This is a genomic window from Streptomyces sp. TN58, assembly GCF_001941845.1.
In the GTDB taxonomy this organism is placed as follows: Bacteria; Actinomycetota; Actinomycetes; order Streptomycetales; family Streptomycetaceae; genus Streptomyces.
On the sequence record NZ_CP018870.1, the window covers coordinates 1,421,178 to 1,437,866 of the forward strand.

Below are 16,689 nucleotides of genomic sequence, written 5' to 3' on the forward strand. Positions count from 1 at the left end.
ATCGTAGCCAGCGCGCCGCCGCCGGAACGCCGCGCACCCACCGGTTCTCGCCCGTAAGGCGTGCTTCCCGCCGTGGAGCGCCGCCGGTGCGGCACGGTCGCGGCCCCGGCACGGCCCCCAGGTGCGCCCCGGCACTCCCCCTGGTAAGCCCCAGGTGCGCCCCCGGCGCTCCCCCGGTACGCGCCGGCACGTCTCAGGTACGACGTATGGACGCGATGTGACAGCAGTGCAAAGCTCGTAGAACCGCGCATTCCTCATGCGCGGGGACAAGGAACCCACCCTCCTCACCGTCACCACCGGGAGGCACGAGCACCATGGGAGCCACATCACACCAAGCCGGGGCCGCCGGCAGGGCACTGACGGCCGACCGCCCCTCTTCCATACGGAACGTCGTGCTGGTCGGCCACAGCGGATCCGGCAAGACCACGCTGGTCGAAGCCCTCGCCCTGACCGCCGGAGCGGTCAACCGGGCCGGTCGGGTCGAGGACGGCGCCACCGTCTCCGACTACGACGAGATCGAGCACCGTCGCCAGCGCTCCATCCAGCTCTCCCTCGTCCCGGTGGAGTGGGACGGGATCAAGATCAACATCTTGGACACCCCCGGATACGCCGACTTCGTCGGGGAGCTCAGGGCCGGTCTGCGCGCAGCGGACGCGGCCCTTTTCGTCGTCTCGGCCTCCGACGGCATCGACGGCGCCACCCGCATGGTCTGGGACGAGTGCGAGGCCGTCGGCATGCCCCGCGCCATCGTCGTGACCCACCTGGAGGCCGCCCGCTCCGACTACACGCAGATGACCGCCGTCTGCGGCGAGATCTTCGGAGCCGACGACCCCGACGCGGTCATCCCCCTCTACCTCCCCCTGCACGGCCCGGCCGGCCCGGACGGGCACGCCCCCGTCACCGGCCTCCTCGGCCTGCTCTCGCAGCGCGTGTACGAGTACGCCTCCGGCGAGCGCGTGGAACGCGACCCCGACCCCGCCGAGCTGGCCCTCATCACCGAGGCCCGCTCGCGCCTGATCGAGGGGATCATCGCCGAGAGCGAGGACGAGACCCTCATGGACCGCTACCTCGGCGGCGAGGACATCGACCTCAAGACCCTCGTCGACGACCTGGAGCGGGCCGTCGCACGCGGCACCTTCCACCCCGTCCTGATGGCCGCGCCCGCCGCCGACGGCGCCCGTCAGGGCCTGGGCACCGTGGAACTCCTCGAACTGATCACCGGCGGCTTCCCGACGCCCCTGGAGCGCCCCGCCGTCACGGTCACCCGCCCCGACGGCTCCGCCCGCCCCGAGGTCACCTGCGATCCCGCCGGGCCCCTGGTCGCAGAGGTCGTCAAGACCTCCTCCGACCCCTACGTCGGCCGCGTGTCCCTCGTACGGGTCTTCTCCGGCACCCTGAACCCGGAGGAGACCGTCCACGTCAGCGGGCACGGCCTCGCCGACCGCGGGCACGAGGACCACGACGTCGACGAGCGGATCGGCGCCCTCTCCGCCCCCTTCGGCAAACAGCAGCGCGTGCTCGGCCGGTGCATCGCCGGCGACCTGGCCTGCGTGGCCAAGCTGAGCCGGGCGGAGACCGGCGACACCCTCTCCGCCAAGGACGACCCGCTCCTCATGGCCCCGTGGACGATGCCCGACCCCCTGCTGCCCCTCGCCATCGAGGCCCACAGCAAGGCCGACGAGGACAAGCTCTCGCAGGGCCTGGCCCGGCTCGTCGCCGAGGACCCGACCATGCGGCTGGAGCAGAACCCGCACACGCACCAGGTCGTCCTGTGGAGCCTCGGCGAGGCCCACCAGGACGTCGCCCTGGAGCGGCTGCGCACCCGCTACGGCGTCCAGGTCGACCCCGTACCGCACAAGGTCAGCCTGCGCGAGACCTTCGGCGCCAAGGCGGCCGGCCGCGGCCGGCACGTCAAACAGTCCGGCGGCCACGGCCAGTTCGCCATCTGCGAGATCGAGGTGGAGCCGCTTCCGCCCGGCAGCGGCATCGAGTTCGTCGACAAGGTCGTCGGCGGCTCCGTGCCCCGCCAGTTCATCCCGTCCGTGGAGAAGGGCGTGCGCAGCCAGGCCGCCCGGGGGGTGGCGGCGGGCTACCCGCTGGTCGACGTACGCGTCACCCTCCTCGACGGCAAGGCGCACTCGGTGGACTCCTCGGACGCCGCCTTCCAGACGGCCGGCGCCCTCGCCCTGCGCGAGGCGGCCGCCGAGGCCCGTATCGACCTGCTCGAACCGGTCGCCGAACTCGACGTCCTGATCCCCGACGAGTACGTCGGGCCCGTCATGAGCGATCTCGCGGGCCGCCGCGGCCGCGTCGTCGGCACCGACCAGGCGGGGTCCGGGCGCACCCGGGTCCGCGCCGAGATCCCCGAGATCGAGATCGGCCGCTACGCCGTCGAGCTGCGCTCGGTCTCGCACGGCACGGGCCGCTTCGCCCGCGCCTACGCCCGGCACGAGCCGATGCCGCCCCAGATCGCGGAGAAGGTGCGCGAACAGGCGGAGAAGGGAACGTAGTCGGGGGACAGGAGCGGTGCCGCCCACCCAACCCGCTTGCGGTGGGCGGCATTTCCCTGTCCCATGACCGTGGGGCGAGATCCGCCGATAGGCTCGTCGGCGCACCAAAAGAGCAGAACGCACAGCGATGGGGGCAGCGGTGGCGGACGACGGATTCGACTTCAGGCCCGGCGCGCAGATTCCTCTGCAGAACGGCGGGGGGCAGACGGCGGCGACCAACGCCCTCGCCTCGGCCGCCTACCGCGACGGCGGCAAGGACAGCAAGCTCGACGCGATACTCGGGGCCAACAGCGAGAACCACCCGGCCACGGTGAAGCCCCCGAAACTCTCCCTCTTCGAACCCAGCCTCGGCGAGGCCTTCTGCCGGGCCGTCGAGGCACGCACCCTCGGGGCCGGCCGCAAGCCGCTCATCCAGTCCTTCGGCGCCGACCCGCAGACGGTCGTGGAGCACTGCCTGGCCGCGTCCCGGATCCGCAAGGAGCGGGACCGCAGGCTCCGGGTGATCATGCTGGTGTGCGGTGTGCTGTTCCTGCCCGGCCTGCTGCTGTGGCTGGGGCTCTTCCAGCTCCGCAAGTCCCTGGCCTCGAAGGAGGGCAGGCAGTCCTGGCTGGGGACCGTGCTCCTGGTGGGCGTCGGCCTCGTGGTGACGATCCTGATGTTCAGGCTGCCGCTCACCGGTTTCCTCGGCCTCTACGCCCGGGGCATGGTCATCGCGCCCGCGCTGGGCTGGCTGCTCGCCCGCCGCACCTGCGAGTCGACCGCCCGTGACCTGCGCGAACGCTGGGACGGGCTGCTGTCCGGCGGCGGCGTCGCCGCCAAGATCCCGGAGGCCGTGCCGGGCAACCCCGACGAGAAGGCCCGCGAGGACCTCCGCCACCAGCTGGCCAAGCTCACCGCCGAGGACCGCAGCAACCAGGTCTTCTACGCCGGCCCCAAGGGCATCCTCGGCATGGGCACCCGCTGGGGCAGCTGGCAGATGGCCGAGGAGCTCGCCCCGAAGGACGAGGCCAAGGAGATCCACCCCTTCCGGGCCTGGGACGTCATCCGCGCGATCGACGCCCAGCTGCGCAAGCTGGAGCGCGGCCCGCTGCACACCGGCGGCTTCCCGCCCGCCGCGATCCAGCACTGGATCGTCACCCCGGTCGGCGAGGGCGCCGCCGAGGTGGCCCGCCCCACAGGCGAGAACGTCGACGCCTTCCTCGTCAAGCCGCACGAGGTCACCCGGATCTGCAACGAGCAGCAGTTCAACTCCGGGAACCGGCACTACCTGGGCATCCAGTACCCGCTCTGGGACGGCCAGCTGATCATCAACATGCTGGTCACCGTCACCGTCCTGTACAAGACCCTGCGCGTGGACGTCACCGCGCACGCCCTGGGCCCCGTACACGGCCTGTTCACCACCAAGCCCAAGGATCCGGTGGTGGAGGTCCCCAAGAGCATCCGCTTCTGGGAGACCGTGGAGAAGCCGCTGGCTCTGGTGGACACCCAGGAGGTGGTGCGCCTCGCCGTACGGGCGCCGCTGACCTGGTACCCACCGGTCCTCGACTTCTTCGGCGGCAAGCTGGTCCTGCCCGAGCCGTTCGGCCTGCGCCACGTGTGGGCCAGCTCGATGTGGCGCCACCGCTTCATGGCCGACGACGCCCTGCGCACGGTGGCCCCGGTCCTGCGGTCGATCCACACGGCGACCTTCAAGGTCCTGGAGGAGAACGGCGTGGACACCGAACGCTTCACCAACCGCTCCTCGATCATGAGCGGCCTCATCCAGGAGCCGGCACCCCGCAAGGCCGACGTGTACGACGCGTAGGGCTCGTCCGCCGGGTACGCCGGCCGCCCACGGGGTCGCGGCTGACAGTGTGGTGGTCGTGCGACGATTCGTTGGCATACGGAGCCACGAGCGGTGGGGAAAGACGATGGAGTACGTCAACCTGGATGCGCGGGTCGGCAACCTGTCGGGAGTCGTATCCCCTGATCGGTACCTGGAACGTCTGCCCTCGCTGGCTGACGATCTGCCCGCCGGAGCCAGAGGCTTCGCGACTGCTCCGCAGCACTACGACTTCCACAGCAAGCGATGCGTGAAGGATCTGGAGGTCCAGCGCATCCGCACTGCGGGAGCTGACGACCGGCAGGTGGAGATCCGGTTCCGGCACAACTGCTGGAAGCACGACGAAGACCTGGTCATCCGCTACGCAGGCGTCTCCGGGTTCGATACCGGAGGCGTCGACAGCAACGACTGGGCAGACCTCGGGACCGTGATCCTGGACGAGATCTTGCCGCACCAGAACGGCTGCAGCCACGAGATCGCGTTCTGGAACGGCTCCCTCACGATCGTCTGCCAGGACCTGGTCGCGACCTGGACCGAGGCCGACTGCCCCGACAAGTCATAGACCCGCAAGGCCGACCCCTGCCACCTGCCTCGCGGAGGCGGCAGGGCAAGTCGGGACCTGCCCGCCGGGGCGGGACGTTGTGTGCGGGTGCTGGGGGCGGCTGGCTAGGGTGGAGGGACGAGGAGACGGGCCGAGGAGGCGACCGTGACCGAGCGCAAACCGCCGGGCGTGGACTTCGAGTCCTTCGTCGACCGGCAGATCAGGCAGGCCACCGCACGCGGGGACTTCGCGGAGCTGCCGGGCTTCGGCAAGCCGCTGGCCTCGCTCGACGCGCCCTACGACGACCTGTGGTGGGTCAAGGAGAAGATGCACCGCGAGGGCTTCGCCGTCCTGCCCCCCGCCCTCGCGCTGCGCAAGGAGGCCGAGGACGCCCTGGAGGCGGCCCTCTCGGCACGGACCGAGCAGCGGGCCAGGGCGGTCCTCACGGAGATCAACGAGAAGATCCGCGCGGCCCTGCGCATGCCGCCGCCGGGGCCGCCCCTGCGCCTGGCCGACTTCGACGTCGACGAGGTGCTGGGCACCTGGCGCGCGTCACACCCGGACAGCGGCTGATCAGCCGACCGGCCAGGCGTCGGCGAGCATCTGGCGGGTGTCCGCCAGGAGTTGGGGCAGCACCTTGGTGTGCCCGACCACCGGCATGAAGTTCGTGTCCCCGCCCCAGCGGGGCACGATGTGCTGGTGCAGGTGTGCGGCGATGCCCGCGCCGGCCGCCGCGCCCTGGTTCATGCCGATGTTGAAGCCGTGCGCCCCCGAGGCCTTGCGGAGCGCCGTCATCGCGCGCTTCGTGAGGTCGGCCAGCTCGGCCGTCTCCGGGGCGTCGAGCTCGGTGTAGTCGGCGACGTGGCGGTAGGGGACGACCATCAGGTGGCCGCCGTTGTACGGGTAGAGGTTCAGCACGGCGTAGACGTGCTCGCCCCGCGCCACCACCAGACCGTCCTGGTCGGACATCTCCGGAATACCGCAGAAGGGACAGCCGTCCCCGGCCTCCGGGCCGGTCGGCTTGTTCTCCCCTTGGATGTAGGCCATCCGGTGGGGCGTCCACAGACGCTGGAACGCGTCCTGCGTGCCCACCCCGATCTGCTGCTCCGGCTCAGTCGTCATGCCATGCAGCATATGACCTTGCCCGGGCGGACGAGGAAGGCCCCCGGAAAGTGATCACTTTCCGGGGGCCCGCACCGTGCGGATCAGACCTGGACGCGGTCCGCGACGACCTTCGCCAGCTTGGCGAGCGCCTCGTCCTTCGGGATGCCGTTCTCCTGCGAACCGTCGCGGTAGCGGAAGGAGACCGTGCCCGCCGCCATGTCCTCGTCACCGACGATGATCATGAACGGCACCTTGAGCTTCTGGTGGTTGCGGATCTTCTTCTGCATGCGGTCGGAGGAGGCGTCCACCTCCACCCGCAGGCCCTGCTTCTTCGCCGCCGCGGCGAACTCCTGCAGGTACTCCACGTGCCCGTCGCCGATCGGGATGCCGACGGCCTGGACCGGGGCCAGCCACGGCGGCATGGCGCCCGCGTAGTGCTCCAGCAGCACGGCGAAGAACCGCTCGATCGATCCGAACAGCGCGCGGTGGATCATGACCGGCCGCTGGCGGGAGCCGTCCGGGGCGGTGTACTCCAGGTTGAAGCGCTCCGGCAGGTTGAAGTCCAGCTGCACGGTCGACATCTGCCAGGTACGGCCGATCGCGTCACGGCACTGGACGGAGATCTTCGGGCCGTAGAAGGCCGCGCCGCCCGGGTCGGGGGTCAGCGGGAGGCCCTGCTTCTCGGCGACCTGCTGGAGGACGGCGGTGGCCTCCTCCCAGACCTCGTCCGAGCCGACGAACTTCTCCGGGTCCTTGGTGGACAGCTCCAGGTAGAAGTCGGTCAGACCGTAGTCGCGCAGCAGGTTCAGCACGAAGGTGAGCGTGCGGTCGAGCTCCTCCGCCATCTGCTCACGGGTGCAGTAGATGTGCGCGTCGTCCTGGGTGAAGCCGCGGGCGCGGGTCAGGCCGTGCACGACGCCGGACTTCTCGTACCGGTACACGGTGCCGAACTCGAACAGGCGCAGCGGGAGTTCGCGGTAGGAGCGGCCGCGCGCGTCGAAGATCAGGTTGTGCATCGGGCAGTTCATGGGCTTGAGGTAGTAGTCGGTACCACCGTCGAGCTGCATGGGGGGGTACATACCCTCCGCGTACCAGTCCAGGTGGCCGCTCTTCTCGAAGAGCGCGCCCTTGGTGGCGTGCGGCGAGTAGACGAACTCGTAGCCCTCCTCCTCGTGCCGGCGGCGCGAGTAGTCCTCCATGGTGCGGCGGATGATGCCGCCGCGCGGGTGGAAGACGGCGAGGCCGGAGCCGATCTCGTCCGGGACGGAGAAGAGGTCGAGCTCGTTGCCGAGCTTGCGGTGGTCGCGCTTCTCGGCCTCGGCGAGGAAGTCGAGGTGGGCCTTCAGCTCCTCCTTCGACGGCCAGGCGGTGCCGTAGATGCGCTGGAGCATCGGGTTCTTCTCGCTGCCGCGCCAGTACGCGGCCGCGTTGCGCATGAGCTTGAACGCCGGGATGTTGCGGGTGGTGGGCAGGTGGGGACCGCGGCAGAGGTCCTTCCAGCACAGCTCACCGGTCTTGGCGTCCAGGTTGTCGTAGATGGTCAGCTCGCCGCCGCCCACCTCGACGTTCGCACCGTCGTCGGTGGACGCGGAGCCCTTGATGCCGATGAGCTCCAGCTTGTACGGCTCGTCCGCGAGCTCCTCGCGCGCCGCCTCGTCGGTGACGACGCGGCGGGAGAAGCGCTGGCCGCGCTTCTGGATCTCCTGCATCTTCTTCTCTACGGCCTTCAGGTCCTCCGGGGTGAAGGGCCGGGCCACGTCGAAGTCGTAGTAGAAGCCGTCGCGGACCGGCGGGCCGATGCCGAGCTTGGCCTCGGGGAACAGCTCCTGCACGGCCTGCGCCATGACGTGCGCGGTCGAGTGGCGCAGGATGTTCAGGCCGTCCTCGGAGGAGATCTCCACCGGCTCGACGGTCTCGCCGTCCCGCACCTCGTAGCTGAGGTCCTTGAGCTCGCCCGCGACGCGGGCGGCGACGATGGTGCGCTCGCCGGCGAAGAGCTCCGCCGCCGTAGTGCCCGTGGCCACCACGCGCTCGTCCCGCTCGGAATCGCGTTGGATGATCACACGGACGTCTGACACCGGTCTCTCCTGACTCAGGGGGTGCGCGAGCGAACGCTGCGCGCCTGAATCGTACCGAGCGGAGTGGCTGCGCCGCTAAACGGTTCCTCCCGAGCCCGCGCCCCCGCCCCGGGTTCCGCCCGGGCACCCCGGCCCCCGCGGCCACCAGGGGGGTGCCGTCGAAGTGGCGTCGGCCGCCCGTGGGGGCGGGGGTGGCGGGGTCCGGTGCCTGCGCTCGCAAAGCGCAGGAGGAAGTCGACGCGGGCGTCGGCGACCGACGACGACGCGGCGAGCGTGCGTGCCGGACCCCGCCACCCAGACGGGACTTTGACGCCCCCCTTGGCCCCGGAACCCGCTCATCGGTGACGCCAACCCACGGGGGGGGTGACGGGGCGCCCCTGCACCTCCCCTCGGACAGGGCGAAGCCCAGCGGCGGACCACCGCCCTGGGCCCGCATCGGTGCCGACCCGTGGGACGGGGACGCCGGGGCGTCCCCGCAGGCCGAGCGAACGGCTGGCCCAGCCCAGGGTGCGCGCTTCGGGCGAAGCCGAGCGCCGGACCACCGCGCCCGGGCCACGCATGCCGCGCGAGCGGTCCGGCCGAGGGTGGGCGGGGCGAGGAGGAGTCCCGGAAAGGCACCGACCACCGAGCGCGGGCGGAGCACGCCCGGGCCAGGCAGCCGCAGGCGGGCGTGGGGCGGGGTCCCCCCGGGACCTCTCCTCGGCTCGCGAACCCTGAGCCGGACCGGCCCGCTGCCCAGTGGTGGGTTCGCTCGGCCTGCGGGGAGATCCCGGTGTGCCCCCACCCCACCCAGTCCACGGCGGGGGCCCGGCAGGAAGACCGGCCGTGGGGTGGGGACACGCCGGGGCGTCCCCGCAGGTCGAGCGAACCCACCGCCGAGCCCATGACCACCCCGGCTCAGGGTTCGCGAGCCGAGGAGACGCCCCGGAGGGGCACCGCCCCACCCGAAGCCCCCCACGCCTACGCGGGAAGGGGCCCCATCCGAAGCCCCCCGCGGAAGCGGACCCCCGCATCCCAACCCCGCCCCACCCCACAACCGCCGCCGCGCCCCGGCGGAAGGGCCCCGCGTCCGAAACCCGGCAGCCCCCGCGGAAGCGGACCCCCGCATCCGAAGCCCCCGCCGCGCCCCGGCGCGAAAGGGCCCCGCGTCCGGAGTCCCGGCCGACCCGGCAGAAGCGGACCCCCAGCCGAAGCCCGGCAGCACCCGCAGGAGCGGCCCGGCCCCACCCACCCCCGCCCGGGAGGGACTTCGGTAGCTTGGGGAGCCGCCTCAGCCCCCGGAGGGACCTGTATGCCGAGTCCGCACCACATACGCCCGCTCGACCTCGCCGACGACGCCACCGCCGCCGCCGTGCACCGGATCGGCCGGGCCGCGTACGCCGTCGAGGCGGAGATCATCGGCTTCGACGGGATCCCCGCGTTGCGCGAGGGCCTCGCCGAGATGCGTGCGCAGGACCTGCGCTGGGTCGGAGCCGTCGCCGAGGGCGGCGAGCTGGCCGGGTTCCTCGCCTGGGAGGAGGCGCCCGACGGCGCCATCGGCATCGACCGGCTCTGCGTGGCCCCGGCCTTCTTCCGCCGCGGTGTCGCGTCCCTCCTGCTGCGCCACGCCCTGGCGGAGCTGTTCCCCGGCCGTCCCGTCCACGTCACCACGGGCGCCGCCAACGCCCCCGCCGTCCGCCTCTACGAGGGCTTCGGCTTCGCCCGGGGCGCGGACTTCTCCCCCGTCCCGGGACTGGCCATGGCGTCCTTCAGTCGTCCGACGGCAGTACGTCCGCCGGATCGAAGGGCGACGCGTCCAGCGACTTCATGAGGCGGTCCCGCTCGACCTCGTCGAGCGGGACGGGGCTCACGCCGGTGGCGTCGGTGAGCCTGCGGAAGCCGCCCCGGCGCTGCAGCCGTCCGCTGATCCGGATCGGCAGGCCCACCAGGTGTGCGTGGCCCGCGACCCGGTACGCCTCCTCGCCGAGCGCGGCCCGTACGTACGGGACCTCCGCCCCGGCGAGGACCCTCAGCCGGACCGTGCCCCCGCCGCCCGGGGCCGAGCGGCGCATCCGGACCACCGCCCCCGCGAGGCGGACCGGTACGGCCTTCTCGTCGCGGGTGTAGCGCGCCGCGGCCTCCCGCAGGACCGGCAGGTCGCCCGGGGAGAACTCCACCGGCTCGGGCCGGGCGGCGCAGCCCGCCGGCACCCCGGCCGCCGGCGCCCAGGCCAGCCCGATCCGGGCGCCCTCCGAGCCCCGGACCAGCGCGATCAGCGCCTCGGCGAGCTCCCGGCTGACCCCCGCCGCCACGGCGGCGTCGAAGGCCTCCATGCCGCCGGTGGCCCGCTGGTAGTCGGCGGCCTCGCGGGCCGCGTGCAGGGCGTGGTGCAGCCGCGTCACGAGGCCCCGCCCGCCGTCCACCGGCACGTAGGCGCTCAGGTGCCGTCCGCCCGGCTGCGGCCCCACCAGGACCGTGTCCAGGTCCCGTTCGGCCCGGGCCCGGTGGCGGGCGCCGTGGTAGCCGGCCTTCGCGCGCGCGGCGAGCGCGCCGGCGAGCAGCAGCTGCCGGGCGGCGGAGCGCAGTTGCTCCTGCGCGGTCCAGGCGGCTTCCCCCTCCAGCCCGTGGGCGCCGGGCGGCACCTCCCGCTCCCAGCGGATCTCGTCGCTGGGCACGCTCAGCCCGTAGACGACCTCCCGCGCGGACGGGAGCGTGCTGCGCGTGAGCGCGGTCAGCGCCTCCTCCAGGAGGTCGGTGCAGTCGGGGAAGGAGCGGTTCTCTGGGACGAGCAGGCTGGTGGTGTCGTGTCCGGGCGGTGTCCAGCGCCCGTACCGGCCGGCGGGACCGCCCCGGCGCAGCCAGCCGTGCCGGTGCAGCAGCGCGCCGAGCACGGCGGGGTCGATCTGCGCGGGATCGGGCGCGGCGGCGTGCGGGAGACCGGGGAGGTGCCCGGGACGGCCGCCGCCGTCCGGGGGCGGCAGTGGTTCGAGGTTGGACGGGTGCCGGTGCATCAGGGTGTCCCTCCCGACCCGACCCGGGTCATGATCTCGCACAGCGCCCGGTCGTCGAAGATCCGCGCGGTCGCTATCCGTACGGTGGTCCGGCGCCGGCCGGTCACGGGGTGTCCGGCGAGGTTGGTCCAGTAGCAGCAGTGGCGCAGGTCGAGCCGGTCGTGTCCGGCGGCGAGCCACTGGTCGCGCTCCCGCGGGACGAGCATCACGACGAGGATCTTGTGGACGGCGACCGGGGTGCGGGCCAGCTTCACCAGGTGCTCGTTGTCGAGGGTGAAGGCGAAGGTGGGGCCGGGCGGCCGGGGCGGTACCTGGTAGGTCGCCTTCAACTGCACCTTGACGGTGACCTCGTCGTCGACGACGTGTTCGCGGGCGCCGTGACTGACGTGCCAGTCCACGCCGTTGTCCGGGAAGGGCTGGGACAGCGAGCAGCCGGCCGCGGCGGCGACGGCGTGCAGGTATCCCACCTGGAGGGTCTCCATGCAGGCGGTGGTGGCGAGTGTGCCGCGCAGCGGTACGGACCGCGTGCCGTCCGGTGCACCTGTACCGGTGCCGGTCCGCGGTTCGATCCGCCCCGCCAGCACCCCGCCCGGTTCGGGCTGTGCGAGCGCCATGGCCGGCTCCCCGTGCCTTCCGGCTCTGCTTCGGGTGATGGGTGGGTGACGACCGGTCATGCGCGCGGTCCCCCAAGGATGTTGTCTCCGCACGCGGGTCGCGGCAAACGGCGTACGGAACAAACTGCCCGGGTATCACCGATTCGGGCAGGGGCGGCACGTTCCGAGGCGGCGGCGCCCGGCTGCACCCCAACTGCCGACCGGGGACGAGGAGTTCGCCATGAACCGCTGGTATGAGGGCCCGCTGGCCGCATTCGACACGGAGACCACCGGGGTGGACGTGGAGCAGGACCGGATCGTGTCCGCCGCGCTCATCGTGCAGGAGTGTGCGGGCGGCCGGGTCCGCACGACGCGCTGGCTGGTCAATCCCGGCGTTCCGGTGCCCGCGGGCGCGACGGAAGTGCACGGACTCACCGACGAGCACCTGCAGCGCCACGGGCGCTGGCCGGCGCCGGTGGTGGAGGAGATAGCCCGCGCGCTCGGGGAGCAGCAGATCGCGGGCCGGCCGGTGGTGGTGATGAACGCGCCGTTCGACCTGACGCTGCTGGACCGGGAGTTGCGCCGGCACCGGGCGTCGTCGCTGTCGCGGTACCTGGACAACCGGCCGCTGACGGTGCTGGACCCCCGGGTGCTGGACAAGCACCTGGACCGGTACCGCAAGGGCCGCCGGACGCTGACGGACCTGTGCGCGCACTACGGGATCGAGCTGGAGGGCGCGCACGACGCGGCGGCGGACGCGATGGCCTCGCTGGAGCTCGTACGGGCGGTGGGCCGCCGGTTCGCCTCGCGGCTGGAGCGGCTGACGCCGGCCGAACTGCACACGCTGCAGGCGGTCTGGCACGCGGCGCAGGCGCGCGGCCTGCAGGCGTGGTTCGCGCGGCAGGGGACCCCGGAGGTGGTGGACCCGCACTGGCCGCTGCGGCCGGACCTTTCGGCGGCGGCGTAGGCGGGCGGCAGGGGCCGGAACATGCGGAAGGCCGGTCCGTCGTGGACGGACCGGCCTCTCCCGGTGGGCGATACTGGGATCGAACCAGTGACCCCTTCGGTGTGAACGAAGTGCTCTCCCGCTGAGCTAATCGCCCGGGAACGCACTGAACAATACAGAAGCCTCGGGGCTGGTTCAAACCGCTTCCCCGGCCGGGCACCGCGCCGGGGTACTCAGTACGTACTTGAGTACCCCCGCCCATGTCCCGGTCGGTGACGGGCGCCACACTCCGCATATGGAATCCCCTCTGCCGCCGGCCGAAGAGCTGGCGCTCATCGACCGCGAGCTGGCTCAACTCGATGCCCGGCGCCTGTACTTGCTGACCCGCCGGGACTGGCTGCTGCGGCTGCTGCGGCAGCCGGGCGCCGTGCCGGCCGGCTGGGGCCCCGCCGTGTCCGGTCCGCCCGCCGCCTGGGCGGCCGGTCCCGCGAAGGAGGCTTCGGCCCCGAGCGCGCAGAACGTGCTGCTCACCCTGGGCGCGGTGCTGCTGGCCGTGGCGGCGCTGGCGTTCACTCTGGTCAGCTGGGGCTCGATGGGGATCGCCGGGCGCTCGGCGGTGCTGGCCGTGGTGACGGCGGCGGCGCTGGCCGCTCCCGCGTTGCTGCTGCGCCGCGGGCTGCGGTCTACGGCGGAGTCGGTGGCCGCCGTGGGGCTGCTGCTGACGGTGCTGGACGCGTACGCGCTGTACGCGGTCGGCATGCCGGACGCGGACGGCACCGGGTACACGGCGGGCGCGGCCGCGGTGCTGGCGGCGGTGTGGGCCGGTTACGGGTCGGCGCTGCGCACGTTGCGCCTCCCGCTGCCGGCGGCGGTGGTCGCGGCGCAGCTGGCGCTGCCGCTGGCGGCGGTGGCCTTGCAGGCGGGCCCGCTGGGGCTGGGCTGGGCGCTGCTGGTGACGGCGGCGCTGGACGCGGCGCTGGCGCTGCGGGTCCGGGCGGCCGCGGTCCCGGCGGCGCTGCTGGGTTCGGCGGCGCTGCTCCTCGGGGTGGTCCAGTCGTGGTCGGCGGAGTCGGCGGCGCGGGCCCTGCCCCCGGCGGCGCTGCTGCTGGCGGTCGCGGTCCTGGGCACGGTGGCGGCCTGGCGGGAGCCGCGGGTGTGGCCCGCGGCTCTGGTGGGCGGTGTGGCGGGGGTCGTGGCCGTGGCCGGCGTGGCCCGTCCGGAGCTCGCCGCGGGCTGGGCGGTGGTGGCGCACCTGCTGGTGGGCCTGCCGCTGCTGGCGGCGGTACGGGTGCCCGCGCTGCCGGGGGCCGTGCGGCGCGGGGTGGCCGGGGCCGGGGTGGTGGTCGGCGCGCTCGGCGCGCTGGCGGCGGGCGCGGCGGTGGCGCCGGTGCTTGTGGGTCGGCTGCGCGTGCTGGAGGAGGTGTGGGCGGCGACCACTCCGGCGGCGGATCCGTACGGGCCGGGGGCGGCGGCCGCGGTCGCGCTGCTGCTGGCGGCGGGGGCGGCCTGGTGGCTGTCGCGGGTGTCGTCGCGTCCGGAGCCGGGGGTGGCGGCGGTGGTGCCGGGTTGGGCGGCCCTGTTCTCGGCGCCGCTGCTGCTGGGGCTGCCGGTGGCGGCGGTGTTCGCGGTGCAGCTCGCGGTGACGGGTGCGGCGGGGGTCCTGGCCCTGCGCTCGGGCGGGCGGGCGGCCGGTGTCGCCGCGGCCGGGTGTGCGCTGGCGGGGGCCGTGAACGTGTCCGTGGGCGCGCTGGACGGCCGCGCGGCGACCTTCGCGGTCTGGGGGCTGCTGGGCGCGGGCTGCGCGGCGGGGGCGGCGTACGGGCCCGCCGCGCGGTGGCTGCGGTCGGGGGCGGCCGTGTGCGCGGTCGGTTACGCGACGGGGCTGCTGGTGGCCGTGGCCGCGGTGTCCGACCTGGCGGTGGTCTGGTGGGCGCTGCCGGTCCTCGCGGTGCCGGCGGCGGTGGCGGTGCTCGGGCCGCGGCTGGGCGCCGTACGGCTGCCGGCCGAGGTGACGGCGGCGGTGTCGGGAGTGCTGGCCCTGGCCCTGTCCGCGGGGCGGCCGGGGACGCTGGCGCTGACTCTCGCACTGTCCGGGGTGGTCTGCGCGGGGGCCGCGGTGCGGCCGGAGCGGCGGGTGCTGGGCTGGGCGGCGGGCGCGCTGTTCGCGGCGGCGGCCTGGGTGCGGCTGGCGGAGGCCGGCGTGACGGCCCCGGAGGCGTACACGCTGCCGGTGACCGTGCCCGCCCTGGCGGTGGGCTTCCTGCGGCGGCGCCGGGACGCACAGGCCTCGTCCTGGACGGCGTACGGGCCGGGGCTGGCGGCGACGCTGCTGCCGAGCCTGGTGGCGGCCTGGGCCGACACGGGCTGGGTGCGCCCGCTGGTGCTGGGGGCGGCCGCGCTGGCGGTGACCCTGGCGGGCGCCCGGTACCGGCTGCAGGCCCCGCTCCTGCTGGGCGGCGCGGTGCTGGCGGCGGTGGCGGTGCACGAGCTGGCGCCGTACGTGGTGCAGGTCGCGGGGGCGCTGCCGAGGTGGGTGCCGCCGGCCCTGGCGGGCGTGCTGCTGCTGGCGGTGGGGGCGACGTACGAGAAGCGGCTGCGGGACGCACGCAGGCTGCGGGCCGCGATCGGCCGGCTGCGGTAGGGCCGCTGCGGTCGGCCGCGCGGGGGCGGGAACGCCAGAGGCCCGGAGACGGTGAAAGTCTCCGGGCCTCTGGTCCGGGTGGGCGATACTGGGTTCGAACCAGTGACCCCTTCGGTGTGAACGAAGTGCTCTCCCACTGAGCTAATCGCCCGGACGCACCGCAAACATTACCCCATGTCAGCGGTGCTCTTTGACCATCACTGGTCCTTGAGGTCCCAGGGCAGGACGAGCCCGTACTTCCACAGGTAGAAGCCGATCAGGGCGCCCGCGACGACGAGGCCCGTGGTGGTCAGGATGAGGTTGCGGCGGCGCACCTTCGGGTCGAGCGCCTTCTGGGCCGCCTCGGTGACCTTGCGCTTGGTCCAGCGCAGCACGAGGTGGGCCCAGGCGAACTCGGTGGCCCAGATCGCCAGGCCCGCGAAGATCGCGACCCAGCCGGGGCCGGGCAGGACGAGCATGGCGACGCCGGCGGCGATCACCGCGAGCCCGACGACGAAGACGCCGACCTGCCAGCTGAGGTGCAGGGTCCTGCGGGCCTTGATGAAGGCGGGCGCCTTCGAGACGTGCAGCGCCTCGTCCGTGGTCTGCGCGTCGCCCGTGGTCTGCGCGTCGCCCTGTGCGGTGCTCGCCGCGGCGGATTCCGTGCTGGATCCGGTGGCGGTGGCGCCGGTAGCGGACTCGTTCGTTCCGCGGTCACTCCCCGTATTCATAGGTCGAATCTACCCGAGCTCGAAGCACACGGGAACGGTGGTTTGGATCCGCCGTCCGAGGGACCCAGAGGTCCGCAAAACGGTCAGAGGGGTTTACAACGCCACCGTAGGTGGCATGTCGATTTCGCCGACGTGCGAATCCCCGAGCGCACACTGAGCGAAAGGCCCTGGCGCTTATGAACACCACGGTCAGCTGCGAGCTGCACCTGCGCCTCGTTGTGTCGAGCGAGTCCTCACTGCCTGTTCCCGCGGGCCTGCGGTATGACACGGCCGACCCCTACGCCGTGCACGCCACCTTCCACACCGGCGCCGAGGAGACGGTCGAATGGGTGTTCGCCCGCGACCTCCTCGCCGAGGGCCTGCACCGGCCCACCGGTACCGGCGACGTCCGCGTCTGGCCCTCCCGCAGTCACGGTCAGGGCGTCGTCTGCATCGCCCTGAGCTCACCGGAGGGAGAAGCGCTTCTCGAAGCACCCGCCCGAGCCCTGGAGTCGTTCCTCAAGCGGACGGACGCCGCGGTTCCACCCGGGACCGAACACCGGCACTTCGACCTCGACAAGGAGCTCTCCCACATCCTGGCCGAAAGCTGAACCAGGCCCACAGCCGCTCGGCACCGTCCGACTCGGGGCGACGGTGCGGAGCGGACAACCACATACGCCTGCGCCCGGCGCTGTTCCCGCGGAAGCCACCCGCGAGGACGGCGCCTGTGTGCTGCACGGGGACCGGCTATTGTCGGGCGGCATCAGCGGCGCGC

Annotated in this window: 13 protein-coding genes and 2 tRNA genes; 8 read left to right on the plus strand and 7 right to left on the minus strand. The window is 73.3% G+C overall.

All coding sequences use genetic code 11. The features are described from left to right. Nucleotides 1–314 precede the first annotated feature (314 nt). From BSL84_RS06460 to BSL84_RS06475, 4 genes are all read left to right on the plus strand, one after another. Entirely contained in the window at nt 315–2,510 is a 2,196-nt protein-coding gene (locus tag BSL84_RS06460; RefSeq protein ID WP_030027673.1) for an elongation factor G-like protein EF-G2, read from the plus strand. A 139-nt stretch (nt 2,511–2,649) separates the two neighbouring features. Further along, complete coding sequence (locus BSL84_RS06465) at nt 2,650–4,314, plus strand: hypothetical protein (protein ID WP_030027672.1); 1,665 nt, start codon at nt 2,650–2,652, stop codon at nt 4,312–4,314. A gap of 106 nt (nt 4,315–4,420) precedes the next feature. After that, a complete protein-coding gene (locus BSL84_RS06470; protein WP_075969989.1) occupies nt 4,421–4,894 on the plus strand; it encodes a hypothetical protein in 474 nt (157 codons plus the stop codon). Between the two features lie 144 nt (nt 4,895–5,038). Further along, on the plus strand, nt 5,039–5,446 hold the full coding sequence (locus tag BSL84_RS06475) for a DUF1992 domain-containing protein (RefSeq protein ID WP_075969990.1): 408 nt from the start codon (nt 5,039–5,041) through the stop codon (nt 5,444–5,446). Here BSL84_RS06475 and BSL84_RS06480 read toward each other — a convergent pair whose 3' ends face one another. Both BSL84_RS06480 and thrS read right to left on the minus strand, forming a co-directional pair. Next, on the minus strand, nt 5,447–6,007 hold the full coding sequence (locus BSL84_RS06480) for an HIT family protein (protein ID WP_030027670.1): 561 nt from the start codon (nt 6,005–6,007) through the stop codon (nt 5,447–5,449). 71 nt (nt 6,008–6,078) lie between these two features. After that, nucleotides 6,079–8,055, minus strand: a complete 1,977-nt coding sequence (thrS, locus tag BSL84_RS06485; protein ID WP_030027669.1) for a threonine--tRNA ligase — start codon at nt 8,053–8,055, stop codon at nt 6,079–6,081. Between the two features lie 1,291 nt (nt 8,056–9,346). Here thrS and BSL84_RS06490 point away from each other — a divergent pair. Next, a complete protein-coding gene (locus tag BSL84_RS06490) occupies nt 9,347–9,865 on the plus strand; it encodes a GNAT family N-acetyltransferase (RefSeq protein ID WP_045324230.1) in 519 nt (172 codons plus the stop codon). On the opposite strand, the gene BSL84_RS06495 is transcribed toward BSL84_RS06490, so the two are convergent. Beyond that, nucleotides 9,804–11,045, minus strand: coding sequence for a hypothetical protein (locus BSL84_RS06495; protein WP_045324229.1), 1,242 nt, complete (start codon nt 11,043–11,045; stop codon nt 9,804–9,806). The two genes, BSL84_RS06490 and BSL84_RS06495, sit on opposite strands and share 62 nt — an antisense overlap. Then, nucleotides 11,045–11,659: a DUF4365 domain-containing protein gene (locus BSL84_RS06500; RefSeq protein WP_075969991.1), complete on the minus strand. Its 615-nt coding sequence runs from the start codon at nt 11,657–11,659 to the stop codon at nt 11,045–11,047. Before BSL84_RS06500 ends, BSL84_RS06495 begins: the two co-directional genes overlap by 1 nt. 220 nt (nt 11,660–11,879) lie before the next feature. Here BSL84_RS06500 and BSL84_RS06505 point away from each other — a divergent pair, with 220 nt between their 5' ends. Next, nucleotides 11,880–12,605 carry a 3'-5' exonuclease gene (locus tag BSL84_RS06505; RefSeq protein WP_030032063.1) on the plus strand — a complete coding sequence of 242 codons (726 nt, stop codon included), beginning with the start codon at nt 11,880–11,882 and terminating at the stop codon, nt 12,603–12,605. A gap of 64 nt (nt 12,606–12,669) precedes the next feature. Here BSL84_RS06505 and BSL84_RS06510 read toward each other — a convergent pair. Further along, nucleotides 12,670–12,741 (minus strand) — tRNA-Val (locus BSL84_RS06510). A 138-nt stretch (nt 12,742–12,879) separates the two neighbouring features. On the opposite strand from BSL84_RS06510, the gene BSL84_RS06515 reads away from it, so the two are divergent. Beyond that, nucleotides 12,880–15,225, plus strand: coding sequence for an SCO7613 C-terminal domain-containing membrane protein (locus BSL84_RS06515; RefSeq protein ID WP_075969992.1), 2,346 nt, complete (start codon nt 12,880–12,882; stop codon nt 15,223–15,225). 79 nt (nt 15,226–15,304) lie between these two features. Here the strand turns inward: BSL84_RS06515 and BSL84_RS06520 are convergent. Together BSL84_RS06520 and BSL84_RS06525 are read right to left on the minus strand one after the other, a co-directional pair. Beyond that, nucleotides 15,305–15,376 (minus strand) — tRNA-Val (locus BSL84_RS06520). 46 nt (nt 15,377–15,422) lie between these two features. Further along, nucleotides 15,423–15,935: a TIGR02611 family protein gene (locus tag BSL84_RS06525; protein WP_075969993.1), complete on the minus strand. Its 513-nt coding sequence runs from the start codon at nt 15,933–15,935 to the stop codon at nt 15,423–15,425. A 176-nt stretch (nt 15,936–16,111) separates the two neighbouring features. Between BSL84_RS06525 and BSL84_RS06530 the strand changes: the two genes are divergently transcribed. Beyond that, a complete protein-coding gene (locus tag BSL84_RS06530; RefSeq protein WP_030011909.1) occupies nt 16,112–16,525 on the plus strand; it encodes an SsgA family sporulation/cell division regulator in 414 nt (137 codons plus the stop codon). The last annotated feature ends 164 nt before the right edge of the window (nt 16,526–16,689 follow it).